Origin of the sequence: Natronoflexus pectinivorans (genome assembly GCF_004345615.1) — a bacterium.
In the GTDB taxonomy this organism is placed as follows: Bacteria; Bacteroidota; Bacteroidia; order Bacteroidales; family Marinilabiliaceae; genus Natronoflexus; species Natronoflexus pectinivorans.
In genome coordinates, this window is sequence record NZ_SLWK01000014.1 from 25063 (window position 1) to 49453 (window position 24391).

The 24391-nt window shown below is 39.8% G+C and carries 17 protein-coding genes and 2 riboswitches; of the genes, 8 read left to right on the top strand and 9 right to left on the bottom strand.

Going from position 1 to position 24391, the window contains the following annotated elements; translation table 11 throughout:
- Positions 1-261: 261 nt before the first annotated feature.
- Positions 262-461: riboswitch (cobalamin riboswitch) on the bottom strand.
- A gap of 325 nt (positions 462-786) precedes the next feature.
- Together EV194_RS14430 and EV194_RS14435 are read left to right on the top strand one after the other, a co-directional pair.
- Positions 787-4662 (top strand): PAS domain S-box protein, encoded by a 3876-nt coding sequence (locus tag EV194_RS14430; RefSeq protein WP_132434817.1) that lies wholly within the window; start codon positions 787-789, stop codon positions 4660-4662.
- Positions 4662-4868 carry a response regulator gene (locus tag EV194_RS14435; protein ID WP_165921903.1) on the top strand — a complete coding sequence of 69 codons (207 nt, stop codon included), beginning with the start codon at positions 4662-4664 and terminating at the stop codon, positions 4866-4868. The genes EV194_RS14430 and EV194_RS14435 overlap by 1 nt, the downstream gene beginning before the upstream one ends.
- Before the next feature lie 75 nt (positions 4869-4943).
- On the opposite strand, the gene cbiD is transcribed toward EV194_RS14435, so the two are convergent.
- The 8 genes from cbiD to EV194_RS14475 form a co-directional block, all read right to left on the bottom strand.
- A complete protein-coding gene (gene cbiD / locus EV194_RS14440) occupies positions 4944-6746 on the bottom strand; it encodes a cobalt-precorrin-5B (C(1))-methyltransferase CbiD (RefSeq protein ID WP_132434821.1) in 1803 nt (600 codons plus the stop codon).
- A gap of 137 nt (positions 6747-6883) precedes the next feature.
- Complete coding sequence (gene cobM, locus EV194_RS14445; protein WP_132434823.1) at positions 6884-8656, bottom strand: precorrin-4 C(11)-methyltransferase; 1773 nt, start codon at positions 8654-8656, stop codon at positions 6884-6886.
- A gap of 3 nt (positions 8657-8659) precedes the next feature.
- The gene (cbiE, locus tag EV194_RS14450) at positions 8660-9841 is read right to left on the bottom strand and encodes a precorrin-6y C5,15-methyltransferase (decarboxylating) subunit CbiE (protein WP_132434825.1); all 1182 of its coding nucleotides are present in this window, start codon (positions 9839-9841) and stop codon (positions 8660-8662) included.
- Positions 9842-9994: 153 nt separating this feature from the next.
- The gene (gene cobJ, locus EV194_RS14455) at positions 9995-11407 is read right to left on the bottom strand and encodes a precorrin-3B C(17)-methyltransferase (RefSeq protein ID WP_207916069.1); all 1413 of its coding nucleotides are present in this window, start codon (positions 11405-11407) and stop codon (positions 9995-9997) included.
- A 24-nt stretch (positions 11408-11431) separates the two neighbouring features.
- Complete coding sequence (gene cobI / locus EV194_RS14460; RefSeq protein ID WP_132434829.1) at positions 11432-12148, bottom strand: precorrin-2 C(20)-methyltransferase; 717 nt, start codon at positions 12146-12148, stop codon at positions 11432-11434.
- 213 nt (positions 12149-12361) lie between these two features.
- Positions 12362-13162: a sirohydrochlorin cobaltochelatase gene (locus EV194_RS14465; RefSeq protein ID WP_132434831.1), complete on the bottom strand. Its 801-nt coding sequence runs from the start codon at positions 13160-13162 to the stop codon at positions 12362-12364.
- A gap of 297 nt (positions 13163-13459) precedes the next feature.
- Positions 13460-13668, bottom strand: a riboswitch (cobalamin riboswitch).
- Between the two features lie 193 nt (positions 13669-13861).
- Positions 13862-14368 (bottom strand): flavodoxin, encoded by a 507-nt coding sequence (locus EV194_RS14470; protein WP_132434833.1) that lies wholly within the window; start codon positions 14366-14368, stop codon positions 13862-13864.
- A 62-nt stretch (positions 14369-14430) separates the two neighbouring features.
- Positions 14431-14769, bottom strand: coding sequence for a DUF6686 family protein (locus tag EV194_RS14475; protein ID WP_132434835.1), 339 nt, complete (start codon positions 14767-14769; stop codon positions 14431-14433).
- A 356-nt stretch (positions 14770-15125) separates the two neighbouring features.
- Between EV194_RS14475 and dapA the strand changes: the two genes are divergently transcribed.
- Positions 15126-16016 (top strand): 4-hydroxy-tetrahydrodipicolinate synthase, encoded by an 891-nt coding sequence (gene dapA, locus EV194_RS14480; protein ID WP_132434837.1) that lies wholly within the window; start codon positions 15126-15128, stop codon positions 16014-16016.
- A gap of 51 nt (positions 16017-16067) precedes the next feature.
- Here the strand turns inward: dapA and EV194_RS14485 are convergent, their stop codons facing one another.
- Positions 16068-17258: an anaerobic sulfatase maturase gene (locus EV194_RS14485; RefSeq protein ID WP_132434839.1), complete on the bottom strand. Its 1191-nt coding sequence runs from the start codon at positions 17256-17258 to the stop codon at positions 16068-16070.
- A 259-nt stretch (positions 17259-17517) separates the two neighbouring features.
- On the opposite strand from EV194_RS14485, the gene EV194_RS14490 reads away from it, so the two are divergent.
- The 5 genes from EV194_RS14490 (at position 17518) to EV194_RS14510 (ending at position 24344) form a co-directional block, all read left to right on the top strand.
- Positions 17518-19173: a sulfatase family protein gene (locus tag EV194_RS14490; RefSeq protein WP_132434841.1), complete on the top strand. Its 1656-nt coding sequence runs from the start codon at positions 17518-17520 to the stop codon at positions 19171-19173.
- A gap of 15 nt (positions 19174-19188) precedes the next feature.
- Entirely contained in the window at positions 19189-20772 is a 1584-nt protein-coding gene (locus tag EV194_RS14495; RefSeq protein ID WP_207916071.1) for a sulfatase, read from the top strand.
- Between the two features lie 230 nt (positions 20773-21002).
- On the top strand, positions 21003-21749 hold the full coding sequence (locus EV194_RS14500) for an NADPH-dependent oxidoreductase (RefSeq protein ID WP_132434843.1): 747 nt from the start codon (positions 21003-21005) through the stop codon (positions 21747-21749).
- A gap of 124 nt (positions 21750-21873) precedes the next feature.
- The gene (locus EV194_RS14505; protein ID WP_132434845.1) at positions 21874-22551 is read left to right on the top strand and encodes a potassium channel family protein; all 678 of its coding nucleotides are present in this window, start codon (positions 21874-21876) and stop codon (positions 22549-22551) included.
- On the top strand, positions 22548-24344 hold the full coding sequence (locus EV194_RS14510) for a TrkH family potassium uptake protein (RefSeq protein WP_132434847.1): 1797 nt from the start codon (positions 22548-22550) through the stop codon (positions 24342-24344). The genes EV194_RS14505 and EV194_RS14510 overlap by 4 nt, the downstream gene beginning before the upstream one ends.
- Positions 24345-24391: the final 47 nt, after the last annotated feature.

Consider the following 24391-nt stretch of genomic DNA (forward strand, 5'->3'; position numbering starts at 1 on the left):
GTTATAACAACCTAGGATTTCTAAACCCAGGATTGAAGCGAAAAAAGCAACAAAACTTTTAAACTTGTAGCGGCTACCAATGCGCGGATAGCCCAAATTGTGTGTTTGCATTTTTAAAACTTTTAAGTGAATTGATTACTTAAAAGTTCTTTGCAGAACTTCACTGATACTCTCAAGAAAAAACAGGAATTCCCAGATAGATAGAAAATGCCAAACAAAAGGCACAAGATAACTTTCTGACATGGCTTTTTTCGCGAAAGCATCGTCAATCCTAATATGGCAGGTCTCCTGGCTTGTGTCATTTTGGCCATCCTTCCCATCCTGCTAAACAGAACAGTGGATATTAACTGGCAAAAACTTTGTGCGACACTTACAGTTGCGCGACAGCCCGTGATTTTCACACGGTTCCCTATTAATCCGGTTATTAAATAGAATCCGGAACCATAAAGGAAAATGAAATATGAAAGAACTTTTGATGGGGGCAAATATAGAAAAATAATAGAGACTATAACCAATAAACATGATTATAATAACACAACACACCTCCATTGCTTTCTCACCAATAAACATTCATATGATAATTAAAATAATAGACGTCCGGTGAAAAATGAACAAAAACATCAAAATAAACACTAAATTTAAACATCCTATACTAAAAGAATCAGCGGAGTTAACCTTGGTTTTGACCCGGCAACAAAGAAGCATCAAATACTCATTTCTTTTGTTGAAATCATATTAATGCATTTCAACAATCAACGCAAAGCCCCAAAACCAAACTAATTAAACATGAAAAACATACTCCTGGATTTAATCGACTTTAAAAAACTGGAAAACCTCCTTGAAGGTTTCAACAAAACTACGGGGTATGTGTCTGCTGTTTTAGACCTTGAAGGCAATATTTTGTCCAAATCTGGCTGGAGGCAAATATGCACTGAATTCCACCGGATTCATCCAGAGACATCTAAAAATTGTGTTATAAGTGACACCGAGCTGGCAATTAGACTAAATACAGGAAAAAATTACTGTTCTTATAAATGTTTAAACGGGTTGATGGATGTGGCAGTACCAATAGTCATCAACGGAGAACACATTGCCAATCTGTTTACCGGACAGTTCTTTTTTGAGGAACCAGATCGTGATTATTTTAAAAAACAGGCTAGCAAGTATGGGTTTGATCAAACAAAATACCTGGAGGCTTTGGAAAAAGTTCCGATTGTTTCCAAAGAAAAAGCTCAGGAAATTGCTGGATTTCTGACAAACATCACCCTGCTTATTAGTGAAATGGCACTCCTAAAACTGGAGCAACCAAAACTCTATAATGAAGTAGAAGAAAGAAAAAATCAATATCTCAACTTGGCAAATTCAGGGAATGCACTTATATGGAAAGCCGGAACCGATAAGCTCTGCAACTACTTTAACGACCCATGGCTTAAGTTCACCGGACGAATACTGGAACAGGAGGTTGGAAATGGATGGACCGAAGGCATTCATCCCGATGACCATAACAGATGCATTGAAACCTATACTAAAGCGTTTGAAAAACAGGAACCCTTTGAAATGCAATACCGCTTGCGCCACGCAAGCGGTGATTACAGAATGGTTCTGCAAATCGGAACTCCAAATTTCGACAGCAAGGGGGAATTTACCGGTTACATAGGTCATTGTACAGACATTACTGAGCGTAAACAAGCCGAAGAAGCACTTTTAAGAAACAACACACAACTTGAGCATTCTCATTACTTAATGGATTATATCATTAAGCACAACAGAAGCGCGGTTGCTGTTCATGACAAAGATCTAAAATACATTTATGTTAGCCAAAGGTACATTGATGACTTCGGAATAAAGGAGTCTGAAATAATAGGCAAACATCATTATGATCTGTTTCCAGACCTGCCTCAGAGGTGGCGGGAGGTTCATCAAAAAGCCCTTTCCGGAGAAGTCCATAGTGCTGAAAGAGACCCTTTTTACCGTAAGGACGGAAGTATTCTCTGGACACGCTGGGAATGTCGTCCATGGTATGAGTCAGATGGTGAAATTGGAGGAATAATAATATATACGGAGGAAATCACTGAGCGTATAAAGGCAGAGGAAGAATTAAAATCCAATTATGATCTGCTACAGATTGCCGGAAAAACAGCCCGTTTTGGTGGGTGGAGCGTTGACCTGGAGAAAATCATCTGCACTTGGTCCGATGCTGTGGCAGAGATTCTCGAAGTGCCACACGGGCATAAACCAACTTTAGAGGAAGGTATGGATTTCTATACTCCTGAATGGCGCCAAAGAATAAAATCTGTATTCTCAACATGTGCCCAAGAAGGCACTCCCTATGATGAGGAGATGGAGATTCTCACAAAGAAAGGAAAGCGTTTGTGGGTGCGATCCATTGGCAAAGCAGTTAAAAACGATAAGGGCAAAATCATAAAAATACATGGTTCCTTGCAGGACATTTCCGAACAAAAAAAATCGGAGGAAGCCCTTAGATATAGTGAAAACCGCTTTCGAAGTTTACTTCAGAATATCCCATCCATATCTGTTCAAGGTTACCAAATGGATGGTACACTTATATATTGGAATGAAGCTTCGGAGAAGCTTTATGGTTACACCAGCGAGGAAGCCATTGGAAAAAACATCCTTGACCTCATTATCCCACATGAAATGCGAAACGAAGTGGCAGCCGAAATAAAAAACATGTCCAAAACCCGAAAAGCCATTCCTCCATCGGAGATGTCTCTTTTAAGAAAAGACGGCTTTCAGGTGCCGGTCTTTTCCAGCCACACCATGCTTAACAGCGATGGAGATAATCCGGAGTTGTTTTGTGTGGATCTGGATCTTACTAAAATTAAAAAAGCAGAGAGTTTAAACAAATTACAATACAATATTGCACATGCAACCATCACCACAAAAAATCTTAAGGAGCTCCTTGAATCTTTAAAAAATGAATTAAATAACATAATTGATGCAAAAAATATTTTTATTGCTTTTTATAATGAAGAGACCGGGATTTTGAGTGCAGATATTGATGAAAATGAAAAAGAAGAAATATCTGAATGGACTGCCAAAAGATCACTCACAGGCTATTTAATTGCACAAAACCGACCGTTACTGTTACGAAAGAAGGATGTTTTGCATTTATACGAAAAGGGAATCATCGATTTATATGGCACAATCGCAGAAGCATGGCTTGGCATTCCCTTGAAGGTAGAAGAAGAAATCTTAGGTGCGATTGTAATTCAAAACTATGAAAATCCTGATATTTATGACCAATCGAGCATAAAAGTAATGGAGTTGGTAGCACATGAACTGAGCTTGTTTATTGACCGGCAGCGTATTGAAGAAAAGTCCAACAAACTCTCAAGAGCGATTGAACAAAGTCCCCTGTCGATAGTGATCACCAACAAAGAGGGGATTATAGAATATGTCAACCCATTTTTTTCAAAATTATCAGGGTATAGTTTTGATGAGGCAAAGGGGAAAAACTCTAATATTTTAAAATCAGGGCATCACTCCTCTGATTTTTACAAAGAGCTTTGGGAAACGATTCTTTCCGGCAAAGATTGGGAAGGAGAAATACTTAACAAAAAGAAAAACGGTAGTTTATACTGGGTAAAATCTATTATTTCAACCATCACAAACAACAAAGGAGATATCACAAATTATATTAGTATCAAGGAAGACATCACCGAAAGAAAGAAGATGCTCGAAGAATTGGTTTCAGCCAAGGAGAAAGCAGAAGAAAGCGACAGCCTGAAAACAAAATTCCTCAACAACATGTCGCACGAAATACGCACTCCAATGAACGGCATTATTGGTTTTTCTGACATGCTGGATGATCCGGGTCTATCTGAAGAAAAAAGAAAGAACTATTCCAAAATCATACAAAACAGCAGTCATCAACTATTACGAATTATTGATGATATACTTGAAATAGCTGCTCTTGAGACAAAAAAAGAAAAAGCACATAAAACTGAATTCAACCTCAACGATTTTTTAATGAACCTGTTTTCAATTTTTAATCTAAAGTCTAAAGAACGAAACATCCCTCTTTACTTAAAAAAGGAATTGCATGATGACCAAAGCTTCATCATTTCAGACAAAACTAAACTAAATATTATTATAAGCAATCTTTTGGAGAATGCATTGAAGTTCACCAATACTGGGTTTATTGAGTTTGGATATTTTATTGAAAACGAAATATTGAAGTTATTTGTTAAGGATACTGGAATTGGTATTGCATCTAAAAATCATCATAAAGTTTTTGAGCGATTTTCACAGGAAGATGAAGAAATATCCAACACACATGGTGGCTTGGGATTGGGACTATCCATATCAAAGGAATACGCAATTCTATTAGGAGGGGATATTACTTTGGATTCGGAAAAAGGCAAAGGCTCCACATTTATTGTATCAATACCGTATATCCCTTTAAGAAAACAAGAGGATTCAAACAACCATTATGTGAGCTCAATCGGAAGTGGCGAACATAACATTCTTGTAGCCGAAGATGAAGAAGTAAATTATTTGTACATACAGGCTTTATTTGAAACAGAAACGGACGGAAATTATAACCTGACACATGCAAAAAACGGTCAGGAAGCCTTGGAGATATGTGTTAAAAACAAGAACATTGATCTTGTCTTAATGGATAAAAAATGCCTGTAATGAACGGACTTCTAGCTACGGAAAAGTTAAAATCCAAATTCCCGGACCTCCCAATTATAGCTCAAACCGCCTACTCAACAGAATCTGACAAGCAATTGGCTTTTAAACATGGTTGCGATGATTTTTTATCAAAACCAATTGATAAGCAAAAATTACTCGGACTAATCAGCAAATATCTCAAAAACAACAAACAACAAAAATCATAATAAATACTGGCTCTTTCGATATTAGTATTTCTATACACCTGTAATCGGTCCTTTTGACTGTAAACTACCTCCACCCTAAATTTGTATAATTACATTTACTACACATCTGTTTACAGCAAAATCTGACAACTTTTTTGTTGCAAGCTCTCCAAGCATTTTATAAAACGCCTCATCCTCTCCAAAAGGAATAAACTCCTGAATGGCATTGGCAAGTGTGAGCTGTGATATTTTGGACACAATTTCAGCACTATAACCACAATCGCGAGCCAGTTGCGATGCAAATGCGGAATTAAATGACGATACGGCACTATGGGTGTTCAAGTGTCCTTCGGCAAGTTTGATGGCCTTGCCGGGCATGATGCCTACGGTTATTTTGGTGATGCCATTTTCAGCCGCAAGTTTTACCGTATCGCCAATAAAATTGCCATGATGAATAAATGCCTGTTGCGGCAAATGGCTAAACAGGTGGTGAATAAGTTTTTCGGTGCGCAATCCGGCAGTAGATACCAACTCATTAATGCCCATACCAGCAACAACTTTAATCTGTTGTTCAATGGATTTAAAAAATGCTGCGTGCGAGAGCGGTTTAACCTCTCCCGACGTGCCTATTATACTTATTCCACCGACAACTCCAACTCGAGGGTTAAAAGTTTTTTGCGCCAAATCTTCCCCCTTAGGCACAAAAGGCGTTACAATAACTCCTCCATGGTAATCGTATAAATGAGATAACTCCTCAATAACACGAATCATCATTTTTCGCGGGATTTCGTTTATGGCCGGTTCGCCGGGCTTTACCTGTAGACCGGGCAGCGTAACAACACCCACTCCAACACCTTTTTCGAACGTAATGCCCGGCTCTTGCGAGAGTTCAACAGTGCATCCCAAAATAGCAGCGTGCGTAACATCGGGGTCGTCGCCGGCATCTTTAATCACGCTACACGATGCCGAATTTTGATTTATATTATCGGGGTATGTAGCTATTTTTAATGTTTTTCCCGATGGAAGGTTAATATCCACATCAGTCGGAAACCTGCCTGTGAGCAATGCCTCAAAAGCTGCTTTGGCAGCAGCCGTTACGCAGGTGCCTGAGGTGTATCCCGATTTAAGGTTATTTTCATCCTTCCATTGCTCCTTGCGTATTTTAAGTATTAATTGATGTAGGTCGCGAACCTCGTCAATACAAAATGAATATCGCGGTAATTCAGGTTTTGACACTACCCAGAACTCTATACCATATCTATCTGCAATTCTTTGTTTCAAACTGAAATATCCACTTTCGCCACTCTCTTTGGTGATGATTATCTTAGGCTTAATTTTATTTATGAGGTTAATTAACGACTCTTCGCTAATATGTGCAGGTGAGGGATGAATAAGTTCTCTATTTATTCCGGTTTGCAATGCTGTTTCTAATGATTGTTCGGTATCTAAAATTCTGAAATGCATGGGCATTTTATCCCACAAAGCTGAAAAGTGTTTGATGGTTTGAACGCCTGTTAAAGCGAGTATTGTTGCGTCAGATGTATGTGTCAGATGTTTTGCCAGCTCTTCGAACGAGGCAAAACGCACTACAGATTCTTCATCTAATGCCGGGAAATTCCGCTCAAACCTAATTGTAGCGACTCCGGTTTTAAGAGATGCTTCGGCAACATTACGGTGCAGTTCAGAGGCAAAAGGATGGGCGGCATCAATTATAAGCTTTACAAAATTCATTTGGTACAACTCAACCATTTGCATGACGGTTAATGCGCCATGTAAATGAAGCCCCTCCACATTTTGAGAAGTTTTTGTCTTAGTGTGGTATATATAGGGCTCGTTAAGGATATCCAGTAAATTTGTCACCAACAATCCTTCTGTGGTTCCGCCAAAAATTAGTATCATTGATAAGTGATGTCGCCCCGTTGGGGCTCTGTTCTATTATTCGTTAAGTCCTGTAACATACTAAATCCTGTGTGTCAAGCCCCAAAAGAGCGCAATCCCCTAACCCGGGGTAAAGCCCGGGCAGAAGAAACCCACCTCTATCTATACAAATGCTTAAACTCAGGAGCATACAATCTCGACAACCCTTCTCTATTATTAATAGCTTTGCCAACAACTATTAAAGTTGTGAGGGTAAGTTTTTTTTGTGCTACAGTTTCCGCCAGATTAATTAAGTCGCAATGCCATAATTTCTCGTCTTTCCATGTTAATTTATGGCAGATAGCTACCGGAGTGTTAGCCGGGTAGTGCTCCAATAATTGTTGCTGTACTTTTTCGGCAAGTGTGGCGCTCAAAAATATGCATAACGTGCTTTGCGACTGAGCCAGTTTATTTAATTGCTCTTTTTCGGGTACAGGAGTTCGACCCTCTCCCCGCGTAAGAATAATGGTTTGCGTTTCATCAGGGATTGTAAACTGCGACTTAAGCGCAGCAGCGGCGGCCTGAAACGAAGAGACCCCCGGTGTTATGCGGTATGGTATTTTATACTTATCAAGTTCTGCCATTTGCTCTTGTATTGCACCATAAATACAGGGATCCCCGGTATGCAACCGAGCTACAAGCAAACCCCGATCGGCAAATGATTTCATAAGCTCAATTTGATGAGGTAGATCCATACCGGCAGAACTTCGAACCGTACATCCTTTTTTTGCGTAATGAGTCAATTCAACCGGCACCAAACTGCCTGCATATAATATTAAATCGGCTGTTTGCAGTATCATTTTACCTCTAACGGTAATTAGCAGCGGGTCGCCAGGCCCGGCTCCCACTATCTCTACAAAACCTTTACGTTCTCTATGGTTGCAAATCGAAAGTGATATGGTTGCAAATTTATCGTTTACTTTTAATGTATGTTTTGTTATTACAGGAAGATTATTGCCGAGTTTAAAAGCCGCCGCCTCCGATACCGATGGAGTTCCGGTAACATCGTTAACAAATTCTGATGGAGAATTACTATCGTAACTTGCAAGTTCTTCGGCAGAAAAAATGGTTAGTTTGGTACCAAATGACTCAGCCAAAAGATTAAGAGCCTTTTCATCCTTTTTTAGCTCTACAGAACCCACCGAAGCTATTGATGATGGCGAAAAACAGTTATCAATTAAAAAACTGTCAACACTACTTTTCAGTACCTCAGAGTTTATATCCTTTTGGCATCCCATGCCCAAATGCAACATCTTTGGGCGATAATAAATAACTTTCTCGCCCAATGGTCGCAGATAGGGTGTTACCGCGATTATAACATCAAATTTTTTAACATCAATATCCTTATAATCGAAAAAACAAGTAACATGCTCCGGTAAGCTCTCCTCCAAAAATAAAGTTCCGTTGTCACGAGCTTCGAGCAACAGAGCCGTGGGCTGCTCGTTTACAAAAGCTGCCATCAGCTTTGTGAGCGATGAGCCTGTCTCCATGACCCAGTTATAACGTTTGGGCAGTAAATCCAACGGCCATAAGTTTACAGTATCGCTAACAGTGGTTATAATAGGTATTGCTCCTAAAAGAGCAGCAATTTCTTCGGCCAATTGGTTTGCACCTCCCCTGTGACCACCGGTTACAGGTTGCACATAGTGACCATTAACATCAATATTTATAATTGCGGGGTCGCTAACCTTATCTTTAAGAAATGGCGCAATTTGCCTCACGCATATTCCCAAAGCCCCTATAAAAACTATTGCATTGCGCAAGTTAAACAACTCTCCAATATTTACCTCTTTCGACGAAAAACAATCGGCCTTTAATCCGTATGAACATAAACGAAGAGCCAGGTCGCTGCCTGCATTAGAAAATGATACTATGGCAATTTTACTTTGCATTGGTTAAACTTTTTGAGCTGTTAGTATATTGATGGTGTTATTATTATCAATCGTAATTTCGGTGACAGATAAATCTTTAAAAGAATTCCGATTTATCCATTCCATAAAATTCGACTTGCTATCGTCTGACACTGCATTAAAAGCAATCACGCCTCCTATTTTCAAATATTTATGGCAATGATTTAGAACTTGTTCCATCTTACCACCGTATCCGCCAACAAATATGGCATCTGGTTGTGCAAGGTTTTGATGATTGCCGGCACAAAAATCGCCCGTAATGAGGCTTATACCCGGAGCACCAAACTTTCTACAGTTAACAGGGATTATATCAACACTTTCAATTCTTATTTCAAAGGCACTAACCTCCATATGAGGCGCTTGCAGTTTTGCTTCAATGGCCATACTTCCCGTGCAGCTACCCACATCCCAAAACACTTCACGCCGGTGCAATTCCATTAAAGCCAGCGTGGTTATGCGAATTGGCATTTTAGTCATCATTTTCGGTCGTTCCTCAAGAATATGAAAAAGATTGTCGGGTATACCCTTTTGTATAAGCCCTTTAGATGTTTTCTCTATTAACAAACAGTTGGGATGATTAAAATCACGACCAATCATATCAGAAACCGGAGCTGAGGTAATTCTTTCGTTTTCACCGCCCAGACACTCACCAACGTGAAAACTGTAATTGTGATACCCGTATTCGCACATTCGTGTGGCTATTGCCGATGGCGTTTTAACTTTATCGGTTAATACGGCCATGTGCGTTTCTCCGTTAATAAGAGATTGGTCGAAAAGATGCCAACTACGACCTGTTAGCGACAAAGTGCGATAAAGCCCATAGTTAACCTGTAGTTTGTTTGCCAACGATTGCAGTGAATTTGCCACCGGAAAGGATTCAATACTTAAGTTAGGAAATCTGCTTTTAATTGTATTCCCGATTCCAAAAAACAGAGGGTCGCCCGATGCAAAAACAACTACATTTTGCGAACAATCTTCAAGCCGAGATAAAAAATCATCCAACGGCACACTAATCATTAACCATTTAGCGTTAGCCGGCAGCAAATGAGCAACCAGACCATAATGCCGGGATGCACCGGCAAAGATGGCAGCTTCCAAAATTATCTCTTTAATTTGATTGGAGAGATCGGGCTTATTGTCGCTAATGCCTATTAATGTAATGTGCATGAATGGATAATGTTAGTGATTACGCCCCTTTGGGGCTTTGATTTCCATTACTCGTTCTTTCCCGGTCCGTTACACCGGGTTAATGGATATCGCTCTTTTGGGAGTTTTATAAAGTCCTGCTAAAACTATACTTCAATAAATACTAAACGTAACTTACATACCCTCGCCGGGGTTCATGTTTTCGGCCTCATCCCAACTTAAAATTGCGTTTATGATTGTCGCAGCAAGGTTGCTTCCTCCGCGTCCTCCTTTAATAATCACTTGCGGAATATTGGGCAAACCATACTTCAGCATGTGTTTACTCTCTTTCACGTTAACAAAACCTACCGGCACACCAATCACACCTGTTGGGCTTGCATGCCCATTCCTGCTCAGGCGAATAAGCTCCATTAATCCGGTAGGAGCATTCCCAAACACAAATATGGCATCGGGGTGCTCTTCTATGGCCACATGAACAGCCGCCTGTGCACGGGTAATGTTCTTTTCATTTGCCAGAGCTAAAGTTTCTTCATGGTTAATATAGCACTTAACCGTTAAGCCAAGCTTATCAATCATACCTTTACGAATACCTTCGGCACCCATGTTCGAATCGGTAATAATAGCAGGTGACTGACTGCTTTTTAATTTGTTGTGCAAAACATCCACACTACCCGGTTTCACATCAATTAAAGATGATATTGAAAAATCGGCACTGGTATGAATGCAATAAAGAGCTACCCACAAATGCTCCGGCGAAAGGTTAGACACATCACCCATTTCATCCAAAATCTGATGAAAACTGCGATGCATTATTTGTCGGCCGGGCTTGATCTCACTCTTATCAACCCCATATTTATTGCTGTATCCGCGAGGCGTAATTAATTTTCCGTTAAACAATTGTGTTTGAGAGTTTCCAATAATAACCATCGACAGCATATCAATTGAAGAAGCATCAAGTTGTTCGAGAGTTGTTACCGATGTTTCCTCTTCAGGGCGCCCCACCTGCCTTGCAATGCCAACAGGTGTATGCGGACTGCGGTGTTGCAGAAAAATCTCTTTCAAACGCATCAATTGCCAAAACCTGTCCTTACTCACCGGGTTATAAACGGCAGTGACAAAGTCTCCCATTGCGGCAGCTAAAGCTCGCTTTTCAATGGTTTCCCATGGCGTAAGCAAATCCGACATAGAAACAGCGCAAAAATCGTGTCCCAACGGTGCCCCCAACAATGCAGCCGCGGCAAACATGCTGCTTATACCCGGAATAACCTCCAGTTCAATGGGCGAGTTATTCTTCATCTTCATCTCCCACAACAAAGATGCCATGCCGTAAACCCCTGCATCACCACTGCTAACCACGGCCACGGATTTCCCTGATTCGGCCAGTCGAAAAGCCTCCTCTGCCCGCTTCGTTTCCTGCTTCATCCCCGATGAAAACGTCTCCTTTCCCTCGGTTAATGGCGCAATCATTTGTAAATACAATTTGTATCCTACAAAAACATCGCACCGGTTTAACGCATTAAACGCCTGTGGCGTTAAATACTTAAGGTCACCGGGACCAATTCCGGTTATAAATATTGTATTGCTCACGATAAGTTTTTTCTCGAACGGTGATTAATTCTTTGATGTAAAAATTATTAAAGAGAAATATGGCATCTCCCGATTTTCTAATTCTGCGGCATTGGTGGTTGTGAACTGTTCCGGTGTTCCAGCCTTTTCGATATAAAAGAATGACCTATTGCAGCTTTTAAGAAATTGAGCCCAATCATCTTTAAGAATACTCATTTTCATAACAACCACCGTGCTGTGCTCTTCTATGGCCTGTTCTACTTGCGAAAACGAATCAGGTCGGGCAATAACAGTCATATCTTCCTGTTCCTCAACCAAAGGCAATTGTCCTATTGATGCAGAATGAATAAACGCAGGTATGCCCGGAATTAACTCACATTTTATAGAATCTTCTTTAAACATCGGCAAAAGATATCCAAAAGTACTGTAAAACAGCAAATCTCCTTCACTTACTACCGCAACTTTCAATCCCTGCAATGCATCTGTCCTGATGGCTTTATATGCGATTTCATAGTATTCAACCCGCCGTTGCGATTTCATAGGAAACAGCATCGGTTTGAGTTGTGCTTTGAGATGATATGTTTCTAAAATTTTTAAAGAATAACTGATAGTTCTACCCTCATTCTTACTTGTGGCCGGATAATAAACCACATCTGCCTGCTGCAAGGCTTTTAAGCCTTTTACAGTAATAAGTTCCGCATCGCCCGGACCTAATCCAACGCCAGTTATGGGAAAATTCTGTTGATTTAACGTACTACTCATTATTTTGCCTTAATTGAAAGAAGATTTAATAACTCACTCATTTTATGCTTCTCACCGCAATAAAGATGCATATAAGAAGCCAAACAATTTTTCTTTTTATAAAAGGGCATATCAACCTAAGCCCCTTGTGCAATTTTTACACTGCAAGGATAGGGTTTGTGCTTTTCTTTTAAAGTTGAGTAATGAAATTCATGACCGGCAATTGAGGCAGCCTCAATTGCCACATGCCTGTAGCCGTATCTTCTCCACCCAAACATCCACTACCTCATCCATCAAACCCAGAGCTGTTTTATTTATCATTACCTCAAAACCTTGAGATTCCAACACAGATTTCCAGCTGTTTTCATTATCGCCGGCCATATCATTCAACACGTGGTCGCCAGCACTGGTAAGAAGAGGCATCAACCAGATACGCCTGAAGCCATTCTTCTGAAGTTGTGGGATGATGTCCTCGATGGTCGGAAACGCCTCGATGGTTCCCACAAAAATGGAGGAATCAATTCTCCTGAAATACTCCTGCAAACCGGCATAACAGATATTGGCCGAATGGTTGGTTCCATGCCCCATTAAAACAAGAGCCTCATCATTATTTTTAAATGATTTGGAAAACCTGTGAATGGCTTCGGAAACTCTTACGTAATCATTATGCTCTGTTAGCAGCGGGCTACCCACTGTCACCTGTTTCAAACCTTTGGGAAGCCCGTTTACTCCTCGGACTATCTGTAATAGATCGTGGAATTCATGTCCCGGAATAACATGCAGGGATTGAACCGAAACATGCGTAAAACCATCGTCGGCCATCTGTGTAAGAGCCGCAGCAGGAGATAAAACAACCCGCCCTCGCTCTGTCAGTTTTTTTCGCACAATGGTTGATGTGTAGGCTCTACGCACCTCAATATCAGGATAGGCGTTTTGAACTTTCTCATGAATAAAATCATAAGCCGTATGTGCGTCAATTACCGATGACCCAAAAGCCACAAGCAGAATCCCGGTTTTCTCAGTTTGTTTTGTCATACATAAAAAGTTAATTCAGGTGTTTATAGTTTAAAATTTTATAGACCAGAAGCCTGCTCCGACTTGTCGGAGTAACTCGTCCCGAAGGCTCGGGACGAGTTACATGATTATAAATACCCCTAATGAAACAAATATCAATCTCTCAGTCTATGACCCCCAAATTCACAAGACCATTTATTGCAATTCTCTGTAAGAACAATAAATCCCGAGGATGTATAAACAAACAAATTAGAAACTATAAAAGAAAATAATTGCATTTTGCTTGAATGTTCACTTCTAATCCCGGAAGTTGTTTATTCGTTTGGTTTAATAATGGCAGGTCTTCTGACTTTCCCGACTTTTAACGCCTTCCCTTGGAATGTTTCCGAAAGTGGCCTGAAGTGTTAAAAGCTTTTTATGCTGAGCATAACGGAATTACAGCAGCGGGTACTGTTGCCGATTCTCACGGCATTCCCTTGCAAACTGATTTGGAACAAAACAGTTTTACCATAATCGAAAAACAAAGATAAGGCTTTTTACGCTGCAATATTTAATCTGCCCTAATATTTCTTTAAACTTTAAGCCCTGAATAATTATTGCTCGAAAAATGTGTAGAAAACACCCTCCCTTGTTTTGTTTCCCCCAAAAAAAACCACCCACACACGAAATTTACTGTATGCAGGTGGTAAAGAAAGGCTAAAAGAAAATAGATAGAAATAATCAATTAAAACAGCTCTTCAAATCGGAAACCCAATTTTCAATCCGGGTGCTTGACATATCACTCTCATTGTCCTCATCAAGCGGGAGGCCGGCAAAGCGGCCATCTATCACTGCTCGTGATTCTGAGAAGTTATAACCATCAACCGGAACCTGACCAACTACCCGGGCTCCATTCTTTACAACTGTCTCATATAAATCACCCATCGCATCAACAAAAGTATCCGGGTAAGCTTCAGCATCTCCAAGACCAAAAAGAGCGATGGTCTTTCCTGTTAAATCCATCTTTTCCAGGTTTGGAAGAAAAATCTCCCAATCATCCTGAATATCGCCATATCCCCACGTTGAAACCCCAAAAATCAGTAAATTAAACCCAGAAACATGCGAAGGTTCTGCATTGGCAATGTCACCAATGTAAACATCATAACCATTAAGTTGTTTAGCAATCGCGTTGGCAGCTGTTTTGGTATTTCCAGTTGAGGAACCATAAAAAATTGCAATTTTATCCATTGTATTGATTTTATAACGATTAAGGTAAATATTGACAAATTCACGAAAAGCATTTCGGGAAATCAGTTCAGCGCTATTCCTTGCTCCACCAGAGTGCTGTTATTTAATAAACCCGGTTTCTTCCTTAAAGACAACAGGTCATTCAATTCTAAAAATTCTGAAGAATTAAGGCAGAAATACATCTTTCGGGCTCCAATATTCAACAACAATTTACGCCTGTTAAACGAATCTTTATTGAGATTCAGGTAATGTTCATGGTCGATAGAACAAACATAACCATGCATCTGCTTCAACTCTTCGTAACTGAGAGTGAGCAACAAATTTCCAAACTCCAAATGAAATAGATTGGCGCATGGGCAAAAAGTAATTTGTCCATTGGATGACTTACAAATGAGTTTCATACATGTAGTTTTTGTTAAGGATGATGTGGTAAAGAATTATGCACTTCGTGCATAATTCGCATATTAACCACCTGATACTATTTAGATTCTTTCTATACAAAGTAAAGCCTAATTGTGAGCATCATCAATCACCTATAGTTGGGATTTTTTTGAACAGTTATAAGGATAAAAAAGACAAAAACACTCCAAAACACTATATTTAGGCCAATTACACATATCCCCAATTATGGGAATAATTGAAATTTAATTCTTTTTGTACAGTCATTTTCTTTTCAGTATCTTTACGGTTTAGTAGCGGAATGTGAAAATTCCTACTCTAGCTTCAGAAAAAATCGAAAAAGATAAATTCATACATTATGAAGATTGATAATCTGCGCGGCTCCATTGTCGCAATAGTAACGCCTTTTAAAGAAAACGGTGATATTGATTTTGAAACTTATGACTCGCTTGTAGAGTGGCACATTGAACAGGGAACCGATGGTCTGGTAGTTTGCGGAACCACCGGCGAAACTCCGGCTCTTTCGGAAGAAGAGGATGCCATGATGATTGAGCGTACGGTAAAAATAGTCAATGGCCGCATACCTGTCATTGCAGGAACAGGAAGCAACTCCACTAAAGATTGTATAAAATATTCAAACACTGCGAAAAAAGCTGGTGTAGATGCTCTTCTTGTAGTTGCCCCATATTACAACAAACCATCTGACAAAGGGATGTATCAACACTTTTCGGGTGTTGCAAAAGCGGTTGACCTGCCAATTATTCTTTACAACGTTCCCGGACGAACCGGCAGCTGCATTTCGGCAAAACTGGCTATTCAATTGGCAAAAGACCATAAAAACATCATAGCCATTAAAGAAGCAGGCGGAAGCATGAGCGTATTTGCTGAATTACTGGCCAACCGTCCGGAAGGATTCAAAGTATACAGCGGCGACGACTTTTTGGCTACTTCGGCAAACCTTTTGGGAGCCGATGGCTGTATCTCAGTAGTGGCAAATTTAGTTCCTAAAGATTTTCATGAACTAATGATTGCTTCTTTGGATGGAGATGTGAAGAAATCGAAAAGCTTATTCTTTAAATACAAGGCTTTAATGGAGCATATGTTTGCAGAATCAAACCCATTGCCTGTAAAAACAGCTCTGGCATTAATGGGAAAGGTGAATGAAACATTCAGGCTTCCGCTTTGCACCATGGAGGATGCCACTAGAAATGCATTGAAAGATGAATTGCAAAAGCTTAAGCTCATTTAAGAATATAACAGACAAAAGGAATAGGCTGTCTCAGAAAGGGGCAGCCTTTTTTTATCCTAAAAAATCCCTGATTGCATTATAGGATTTTATTGAATTGAAGTGATTGCTGTTTTGTTTTTCGTGCCATTTCTGTGCGAGCTCTTTATAAAAACCATCAGCATGTTCCAGTAGCATTTTATTGCTTTTACAAAAACGAGGCATGCCACTGTCGCGAATGTCTTTTATCCTATCTTTTGGACAACCTCCCAAACAATATCTGTACCATGAACACCTCCGGCACTTTTGAGGCAATACTGATTTTAGCTTACCAAACTGCTGTTGCTTTTGTGAGTTCAAAAGATCGATTAAGCGGGAATTCTTTATATTGCCCAATTTCCATTTTGTTTCTACAAAAAAATCGCATGCAAAGACATCACCTTTATGCTCAATTGTGGGGTATGTCCCACATTCTGCCTGCATGTAACATTCAGGAGCCTGCATTCCCACATAGGCAAAAAACAAAGATTCAAATTCACGTATATGAGTGGTAGGCTCACCATTCTCAAAATCACGAGTCCACAAATCGAATAATTCAATTAAAAAGTGTCCATAATCCTCGGCCGTAACCGAAAATTCAGCTGCATAACGGGTTCCATTTCGTGAGGTTTCCACAATTGGAATAAATTGCATCCATTTAAGTTGTTCAGCTTTAAAGAAATTGTAAATTTCTTCGGCAAATTGAGACGAATACGAAGTTAAACAACTCATTGCATTAACCGACACATTATATTCCTTCAACAAAGACAAACTTTGGTACACTCTTTCCCATGAAGGGGCTCCATTAGAGAACTTGCGATAATTGTCGTGTACATGCTTAGGTCCATCGATGGATAAACCAACAAGAAAATTATGATTGTTTAAAAACGCAGCCCACTCCTCATCAACCAACAAACCATTGGTTTGCAATCCATTACCAACAACTTTACCTCTGCCATATTTCTTTTGAAGTTCAATTACATTTTCATAAAACTCAATGCCCATGAGGGTTGGCTCACCACCCTGCCAGGTAAACGATACATGCGAACCCGACTGCTCCATTACTTGTTTTATTAATATCTCAAGTAAATCGAAACTCATACGATGAGTCTTGCTTTCATTGAATAGTTCTGATTTATCGAGATAAAAACAATAAGTACAATTGAGGTTACAATCGGGACCCGCTGGTTTTACCAACACAGAATTTAATGGCTTAAATGATTTCATGTGTCTAAAATTTGATTTTAAGTAACCACACGGAACTCGTCCCGAAGTCTCGGGACTCGATTCATCTTATAATTATTTTCTCTTTCGAAATACAAAACACACATGTAAGTTTAAAAAAACAACAAATATAAAACAAGTGAAATTGCAGATACTATCCATTTTTCTTGCTCAACAAAATCATTCTCTTAACTTTGATGTGCACAGGATGCTAAACCATTTCAGACAGATAAGCATATAATTAAACCATAAAATTGCTGCTATGATATTTAAACCATCTCTACACTCTATAGCCAAAACAAGCAGTTTATTTGGAGCCGGACTGATACTCTTTAGTTGCCAGGAAGCTGTTGACGAAAATTCTGTTTTACCTTTTCGTCCAAATATTCTGGTAATATCGTGCGAGGACATAAGTCCTTTTCTTGGAGTTTATGGCGACCCTGTAGCTCAGACTCCCCGGCTTGACCAACTGGCTGCTGAAGGCATAAAATTTACCAGCATGTATTCCAATAACGGGGTGTGTGCCCCAAGCCGGGCATCGCTCATAACCGGTATGTACCCAACAGCTATTGGAGCCAACCACATGCGAAATTACAGCCCCGATGGAAGTGACTATAAATGGATTCCAGAGAATATAGAGGTATACGAAGTGGTTTTGCCTACAGGGGTTAAATGTTTTACCGAGTTTCTAAGGGAGGAAGGATATTACTGCACCAACAACAGTAAAACCGATTATCAGTTTGCTTCACCCTTAACTGCCTGGGATGAAGATGGGGATCAAGCCCATTGGAGAAATAAACCGAAGGGTAAACCATTTTTCTCAATTTTCAATTTGTTTGTATCACACGAATCACAAGTATGGGCACGTGGCCATTTACCCCTTACAGTTGACCCGGCAGATGTTCCGATTCCACCCTATTTTCCCGATGATTCAATAATCCGCCATGATATTGCAGTGATGTATAGCAATATACATGAAATGGACAGACAGGTCAATCATTTAATAAAGGAGGTAGAGGAAGCCGGGCTATTGGATAGTACAATCATAATTTTCTACTCTGATCATGGAGGGCCTTTACCACGACAAAAACGGAGCATCAAAGAAAGTGGAACACATGTGCCGTTTATAGTCTGGTATCCTAATGGATACAGAGCCGGCGAAGTTGAAAACAGATTAGCTTCATTTGTTGATGTGCCGCCTACAATATTGTCGTTAGCCGGAATAAAACCCCCTGAATACATACATGGCAAATCCTTTTTAGGAAAATATACTGAAGAGCCCCGCGAATATGTATTTGGCGGCAGAAACCGAATGGACGAACAAATTGACAAACAAGGCTTTGTTAGAGATGAACGCTACAGATACATCAGAAATTACTATCCTAATCAGGTGGAATTTATGCCTGTAACATATCGCATGCAAATGCCTATGATGAAAAGGATGATAGAGCTATACGAAAACGATGAATTGAACGAAACACAACGAATTTACTTTGAAAACATTAGAGGGGAGGAAGAATTCTATGATGTGCAGAACGATCCACATGAAATAAGGAATTTAATTGAGCATCCCGATTATCAGGAACATATCTCCCGATTGCGGAATAAATTTGAGAAATGGGATACAGAATACAACGAGATGTGGCATATCCCCGAGGTAGAAACCCGCGAGATGTTTTATCCGCATAATGAACAGCAAGTGGTTAAAAAACCCAGGTTTGAAATGGCAAATGGAAAGCTGCATATAATAGCTGCTACTGAAGGATCTTCAATTGCATATCAAATAAATGGACAGGGACATCATCCCGATCACTGGTTCTTATACACTGAAGCAATTGAGCTCAGCGAAGGCGATTTGGTTTCGGCCATTGGAGTAAGAGCCGGCTTTAAAAATAGCGCTGTTGTATATCATAAATAAAGACCAAAAATTTAGATGAGACATATAATAATTCCAAGTATGCTGGGCAATGCATTGCTGGTTGCTTTACCGCTTCAAGGCAATGCTCAGAATGAAAATACTGAAAAGCCAAATGTGCTGTTTATTGCCATTGATGATTTAAAACCTAAAATGGGAGTATACGGTAACGAGATGATTCAGACTCCTAACATGGATCGCTTGGCCAATATGGGGACAGTATTTTTGGAAAACCATTGTCAGATGGCAATTTGTGCACCATCTCGAGTGAGCATAATGACAGGTAAACGCCCCGATTATACTCAGGTGTGGGATTTAAACACCCAAATGAGAGATAAGCGCCCCGATATTATTACCATACCTCAGCATTTTATGGAAAATGGTTATAAAACCTTGGGAGTAGGTAAGGTTTATGATTTTCGGTCGGTAAATCAACAACAGGACGAACATTCGTGGAGTGAGCCATATTTGAGGACAAGCAACGAATATTATGATAATAATCAGCGCCCAATGCTGTATTGGTATCAAAACCCCGAGAACAGAAAAATTGCTCAAAAATATATTGAAAAGGCAAATGACAAAGGCCTAAGCGGAAACGATGCTATACAATATGCATTACAATACTTCAAACCCTCTGTTGAATCGGCTGAAGTAAAAGACAATGCATACAACGATGGGGCAATGACTTTATTGGCTCTTGAGACTCTTGCTAAACTTGCCACAGACAATGAACCTTTCTTTTTTGCAGTAGGTTATCAATTGCCTCATCTGCCATTTGTTGCTCCTCAAAAATATTGGGATTTATATGATAGAGAGGAGATGCCAATTGCTCCGTTTCAAGAAAAAGCAAAAAACAGCCCGGCCATTGCATATCATAACTCGGGAGAACTACGTTCGTATACCGACATACCCCCTTTGGCAAGTTTTTCGGATCAGCCATACGGAATAGGACTTCCTGAGTATAAACAGAGAGAACTGATACATGGCTATTATGCATCAACATCTTATGTTGATGCTCAAATTGGAAAGTTATTGGATTACCTGGAAGAATCAGGCTTAATTGAAAACACTATAGTTGTTCTTTGGGGTGATCACGGATGGCATTTAGGCGATCATGATTTGTGGTGTAAACACACCAATTTTGAACAAGCTACTCGTTCACCACTCATTATATCTGCCCCCGGATTTCAATCGGGAGTAACAAACAGTGTTTCTGAATTTGTAGATGTGTTTCCTACTCTGTGTGAACTTTCCGGAATTACCTTTCCTGATAATCTGGACGGAGTAAGCCTTGTCCCAGTGTTAAAAAACCCTGAACATCAAGTCAAAGAAATTGCTGTAAGTCAGTATCCCCGAAGAAATGGGGACGTAATGGGGTACAGTATCAGAAACAATAGGTATCGCCTAACTTACTGGATCGGGGATGGTTTCAGAACAACACAACCATATAATGACTCGTTGCTAATTGCTAAAGAAATGTATGACTATAAAAAAGATCCTTTGGAAACCGAAAATGTTGTGGATCTGATTCAGTACAGGCATGCTTACAAAAAAATGACAAATCTAATATTGGATTTCTTCGAAAGCCAAATTGCAAAATAAGTATATAACATCTGTAATTCTATAATTGATTTAAATTCTGCCCATTAAAGATTGTCTTACATAAAGCGAACCATGTCCAACGCTTCAACACACTGGAGCATGAATATAGGTGAGTTCTTCCGAAGCATCAGAAGCAACTTAAAAACAAAAATATAAACAGAGTCCAATTTTGTTGCTACTACCCAACTATTTTATAATTTCGATTAATATTATATCCAAACAATAATACTATGCAGACCATTGACGCATTAAAAGCACACCGCTCCATTAGAAAATACAAAAATCAGAAAGTTGAAGAACAGCTGCTCAACTCCATCCTCGAAGCCGGATGCCGTGCTTCCACCACCGGCAACATGCAGGTTTACAGCATTATTGCTACCACCGCTGAAAAAATTAAAGCAGAATTAGCTCCGGCTCATTTCAATCAGCCGGGAGTATTGCAGGCTCCTGTAATTTTAACATTCTGTGCAGATTTTAACCGGTTTAACAAATGGTGCAAACAGCGAAAGGCAGAACCGGGATACGACAACTTTCTCTCGTTTATGACGGCTGCCATTGATGCGTTGCTGGTGGCTCAAAATGTCTGTATAGCCGCGGAAGCCAAAGGTCTTGGAATTTGCTACTATGGCACCACAACTTACAATGCTCAAAAAATAATAGATGTTCTGAAACTGCCAAAAGGAGTCGTTCCCATCACCACCGTCACACTGGGATATGCTGATGAGCAACCCGAACTCACCGACCGCTTACCACTTGAAGCTGTGATCCACCACGATACCTACAAAGATTACTCTCCGGAGGATATAGACCGGATTTACCAGGAAAAAGAGAACAATCCGAAGTATCAAAATTTTGTAAAAGAGAACAACAAAGAGACATTGGCACAGGTTTTTACTGATGTCAGATACAAAAAATCAGACAATGAGCACTTTTCCAATGAGCTGATGAAAGTGCTTAAAAATCAGGGTTTTTTATAATATATATCCAAAATCAGTTTTCGAAAAACCTGTGAGGTTTTTCGAAAAGAAATCATAAAATTGTATAACCGCCAAAATATTCTCAGTAAATTAGACTACGCATAACTATATATAATTAACAACTGTGGTCGACAAAAAAATAGCGGTAATCGGACTGGGACAGTTGGGTTCCGCAATTGCTAAAACACTGGCAAAAAGAGGAATTGAAGTTTTAGCAATAGATATTAACGAACACTACATTGATGAAATTGCCGACAGCGTGGCTGTCGCCGTTGCACTTGATGCCACTGAGAAAAAAGCACTGCTTTCAGTTGACATCCAATCTTTTGATGCTGTTGTTGTTGCCATTGGCGAAGATTTTGAACAATTGCTGCTCACCACCACCTTGTTGATGGATTTAGGAGTTAAAAGAATCATGGCAAGAGCTCGTGGCAAGAATCAACAACTCATTCTTCAGAAAATTGGAATCAGTGAAGTTTTCCTTCCCGAAGAAGAGGTTGGAATCAACGTGGCTGAACACCTGATAAACCCTTCCATTGTCTCTTTTCTTGACTTGCCGGAAGATTTCTGTATCATGGAAATTCATGCACCTGAAGGAATCATTGGGCAGACTCTTGCTGAAATTAAAATGCGCAGGCTCCATTCAATAAACCTGGTAACCACCATGAAATCAGGCAAAAACTCTCATAAAATAATCTCAGGCATCCCCACTGGAGATACCGTTATTGAAAAAGAGGATGTTCTTGTTCTTTTTGGAAAAAGAACAAACATTGAGCGATTTATTGAAACGAACCAGCTATGAATTTCATGCGTTTTCGTGAAAATGTAACCATTTTCATCTACGACAACAGAGCTATTGCATCACTTGTTATTAACAGGTTAGTGTTGTTATTTTACCTGTTTGGAGCAGCTGTGCTGATTTATTATCATGGGTATTCGCACTCGCTTGAAAAAAACATCATGTTGATGTGGATTTTTAGGCGCAACCTCGATTTCTTTATCATTTCCTTCATATCCAAGCTGTTTTTCTCAATTTCTTACAAAAAAACAGTCCGAAAAAAGATTAACCAATTCCTGATTGTATCATATTTAAGCCTTGAACTCATTTACTATTGGATTTCAGGCTCCAACCTACTATTAGATTTATTTTCCTTTCTTGACATAAAGGATTACTTCTCTCTCCTACAGTTCTTTTTCATCATTCTGTTTTTCAGCACACTTAAAGAAACTTCTGTCAGGTTGCGAGCCATTCCTTTAAATCCGGCAGCGTTGCTGGCCTTTTCATTTTTAACCTTAATAATCATTGGAACGATTCTTTTGCATCTTCCGGAAATGACAACTACAGGCACCATTTCCTGGATAGATGCATTATTCACCTCAACCAGTGCCGCGTGTGTTACAGGACTTACCGTTGTTGATACAGGGACATATTTCTCCTTTAAAGGGCAAGTGGTAATATTATGTCTCATTTTCGCCGGGGGCTTAAACATGCTAACCATTGCCACCTTTATTGGCAGTTTATACCATAAAGCCGGAAGCTTACACGCAGCAGGTGTTATAAAGGGATTTCTTGACACCGACCAAACGGCCAATTTACAAGCAATTCTCAGAAATGTAGTAATATACGCCTGCATCATTCAGTTTGCAGGCATATGGTTGGTTTATTTCTCATGGGGGCAAGAAGTACAATTCGCAAATTTCACCGAAAAGTTTTACTTCTCATTGTTTCATGCCATGTCGGCATTTAACAATGCCGGCTTTTCCTTGTATGCCGACAATCTCTATCATGAAGGTATTCGTCATCAATATTTTATGCACATGGCAGTAGCTCTCCTTATTGTAATTGGCGGATTGGGATTTCTGGTGCTGCAAGATATGTTTGCTAAAAAAAACAGAGAAGACAGAAAACGCCATCCATGGAAAAAATTACTGGTAAACACTCGACTGGTATTATACGTTACTGCAGCATTAATCATCACAGGCACTGTACTGTTTTTTCTATTGGAGCATAACAATGCGCTTAAGGATTACCCATTGCACGGAAAATTGGTTGCCTCACTGTTTCAGTCGGTCACCACACGAACAGCAGGGTTTAACACAGTAGATACCTCAATCCTGTCATCACCATCAATTTTTCTGTTTATGTTGTTGATGTTTATCGGAGCCTCCCCAGGCTCAACGGGAGGCGGAGTTAAAACCACCACCTTTGCAGTCGCACTTAAAGCGGCATGGGCTAACCTCAGAGGCAAAGAGCATGTGGAATTTTTCAACCGGAACATATCATGGGTTTATGTAAATAAAACTTATGCAGTGCTTTTCTCGGCAGTATCATTAATCGTTCTGTTCACCTTTCTGCTTTTAATTGCCGAACCTGATTTCAATTTTAAAGTCATTTTCTTCGAGTTAATTTCTGCTTTTGGAACGGTTGGGCTTTCATTGGGCATAACACCAGAACTTGGCTCAACGGGAAAAACCATCCTGGTTTTTGCCATGTTTGTAGGCCGAATTGGGTCGTTAACACTTGGGCTGGCTCTTACCCGACGGGTAATTTATACCAAATACAGGTATCCCAACGCACGATTAATGATTGGATAAATTTTGAAAGGTTTTTGATTCAGTTACGCAACCTTAAATCTATCCTG

What these genes read in the sequence shown, in the direction of transcription:
- EV194_RS14485 (WP_132434839.1), bottom strand. Translation starts at nt 17,258, where the DNA reads ATGAAATCATTTAAGCCATTAAATTCTGTGTTGGTAAAACCAGCGGGT.
- cbiD (WP_132434821.1), bottom strand. Translation starts at nt 6,746, where the DNA reads ATGATACTAATTTTTGGCGGAACCACAGAAGGATTGTTGGTGACAAAT.
- EV194_RS14510 (WP_132434847.1), top strand. Translation starts at nt 22,548, where the DNA reads ATGAATTTCATGCGTTTTCGTGAAAATGTAACCATTTTCATCTACGAC.
- EV194_RS14475 (WP_132434835.1), bottom strand. Translation starts at nt 14,769, where the DNA reads ATGAAACTCATTTGTAAGTCATCCAATGGACAAATTACTTTTTGCCCA.
- EV194_RS14435 (WP_165921903.1), top strand. Translation starts at nt 4,662, where the DNA reads ATGAACGGACTTCTAGCTACGGAAAAGTTAAAATCCAAATTCCCGGAC.
- dapA (WP_132434837.1), top strand. Translation starts at nt 15,126, where the DNA reads ATGAAGATTGATAATCTGCGCGGCTCCATTGTCGCAATAGTAACGCCT.
- EV194_RS14430 (WP_132434817.1), top strand. Translation starts at nt 787, where the DNA reads ATGAAAAACATACTCCTGGATTTAATCGACTTTAAAAAACTGGAAAAC.
- EV194_RS14470 (WP_132434833.1), bottom strand. Translation starts at nt 14,368, where the DNA reads ATGGATAAAATTGCAATTTTTTATGGTTCCTCAACTGGAAATACCAAA.
- EV194_RS14465 (WP_132434831.1), bottom strand. Translation starts at nt 13,162, where the DNA reads ATGACAAAACAAACTGAGAAAACCGGGATTCTGCTTGTGGCTTTTGGG.
- cobM (WP_132434823.1), bottom strand. Translation starts at nt 8,656, where the DNA reads ATGCAAAGTAAAATTGCCATAGTATCATTTTCTAATGCAGGCAGCGAC.
- cobI (WP_132434829.1), bottom strand. Translation starts at nt 12,148, where the DNA reads ATGAGTAGTACGTTAAATCAACAGAATTTTCCCATAACTGGCGTTGGA.
- EV194_RS14490 (WP_132434841.1), top strand. Translation starts at nt 17,518, where the DNA reads ATGATATTTAAACCATCTCTACACTCTATAGCCAAAACAAGCAGTTTA.
- cbiE (WP_132434825.1), bottom strand. Translation starts at nt 9,841, where the DNA reads ATGCACATTACATTAATAGGCATTAGCGACAATAAGCCCGATCTCTCC.
- EV194_RS14500 (WP_132434843.1), top strand. Translation starts at nt 21,003, where the DNA reads ATGCAGACCATTGACGCATTAAAAGCACACCGCTCCATTAGAAAATAC.
- EV194_RS14495 (WP_207916071.1), top strand. Translation starts at nt 19,189, where the DNA reads ATGAGACATATAATAATTCCAAGTATGCTGGGCAATGCATTGCTGGTT.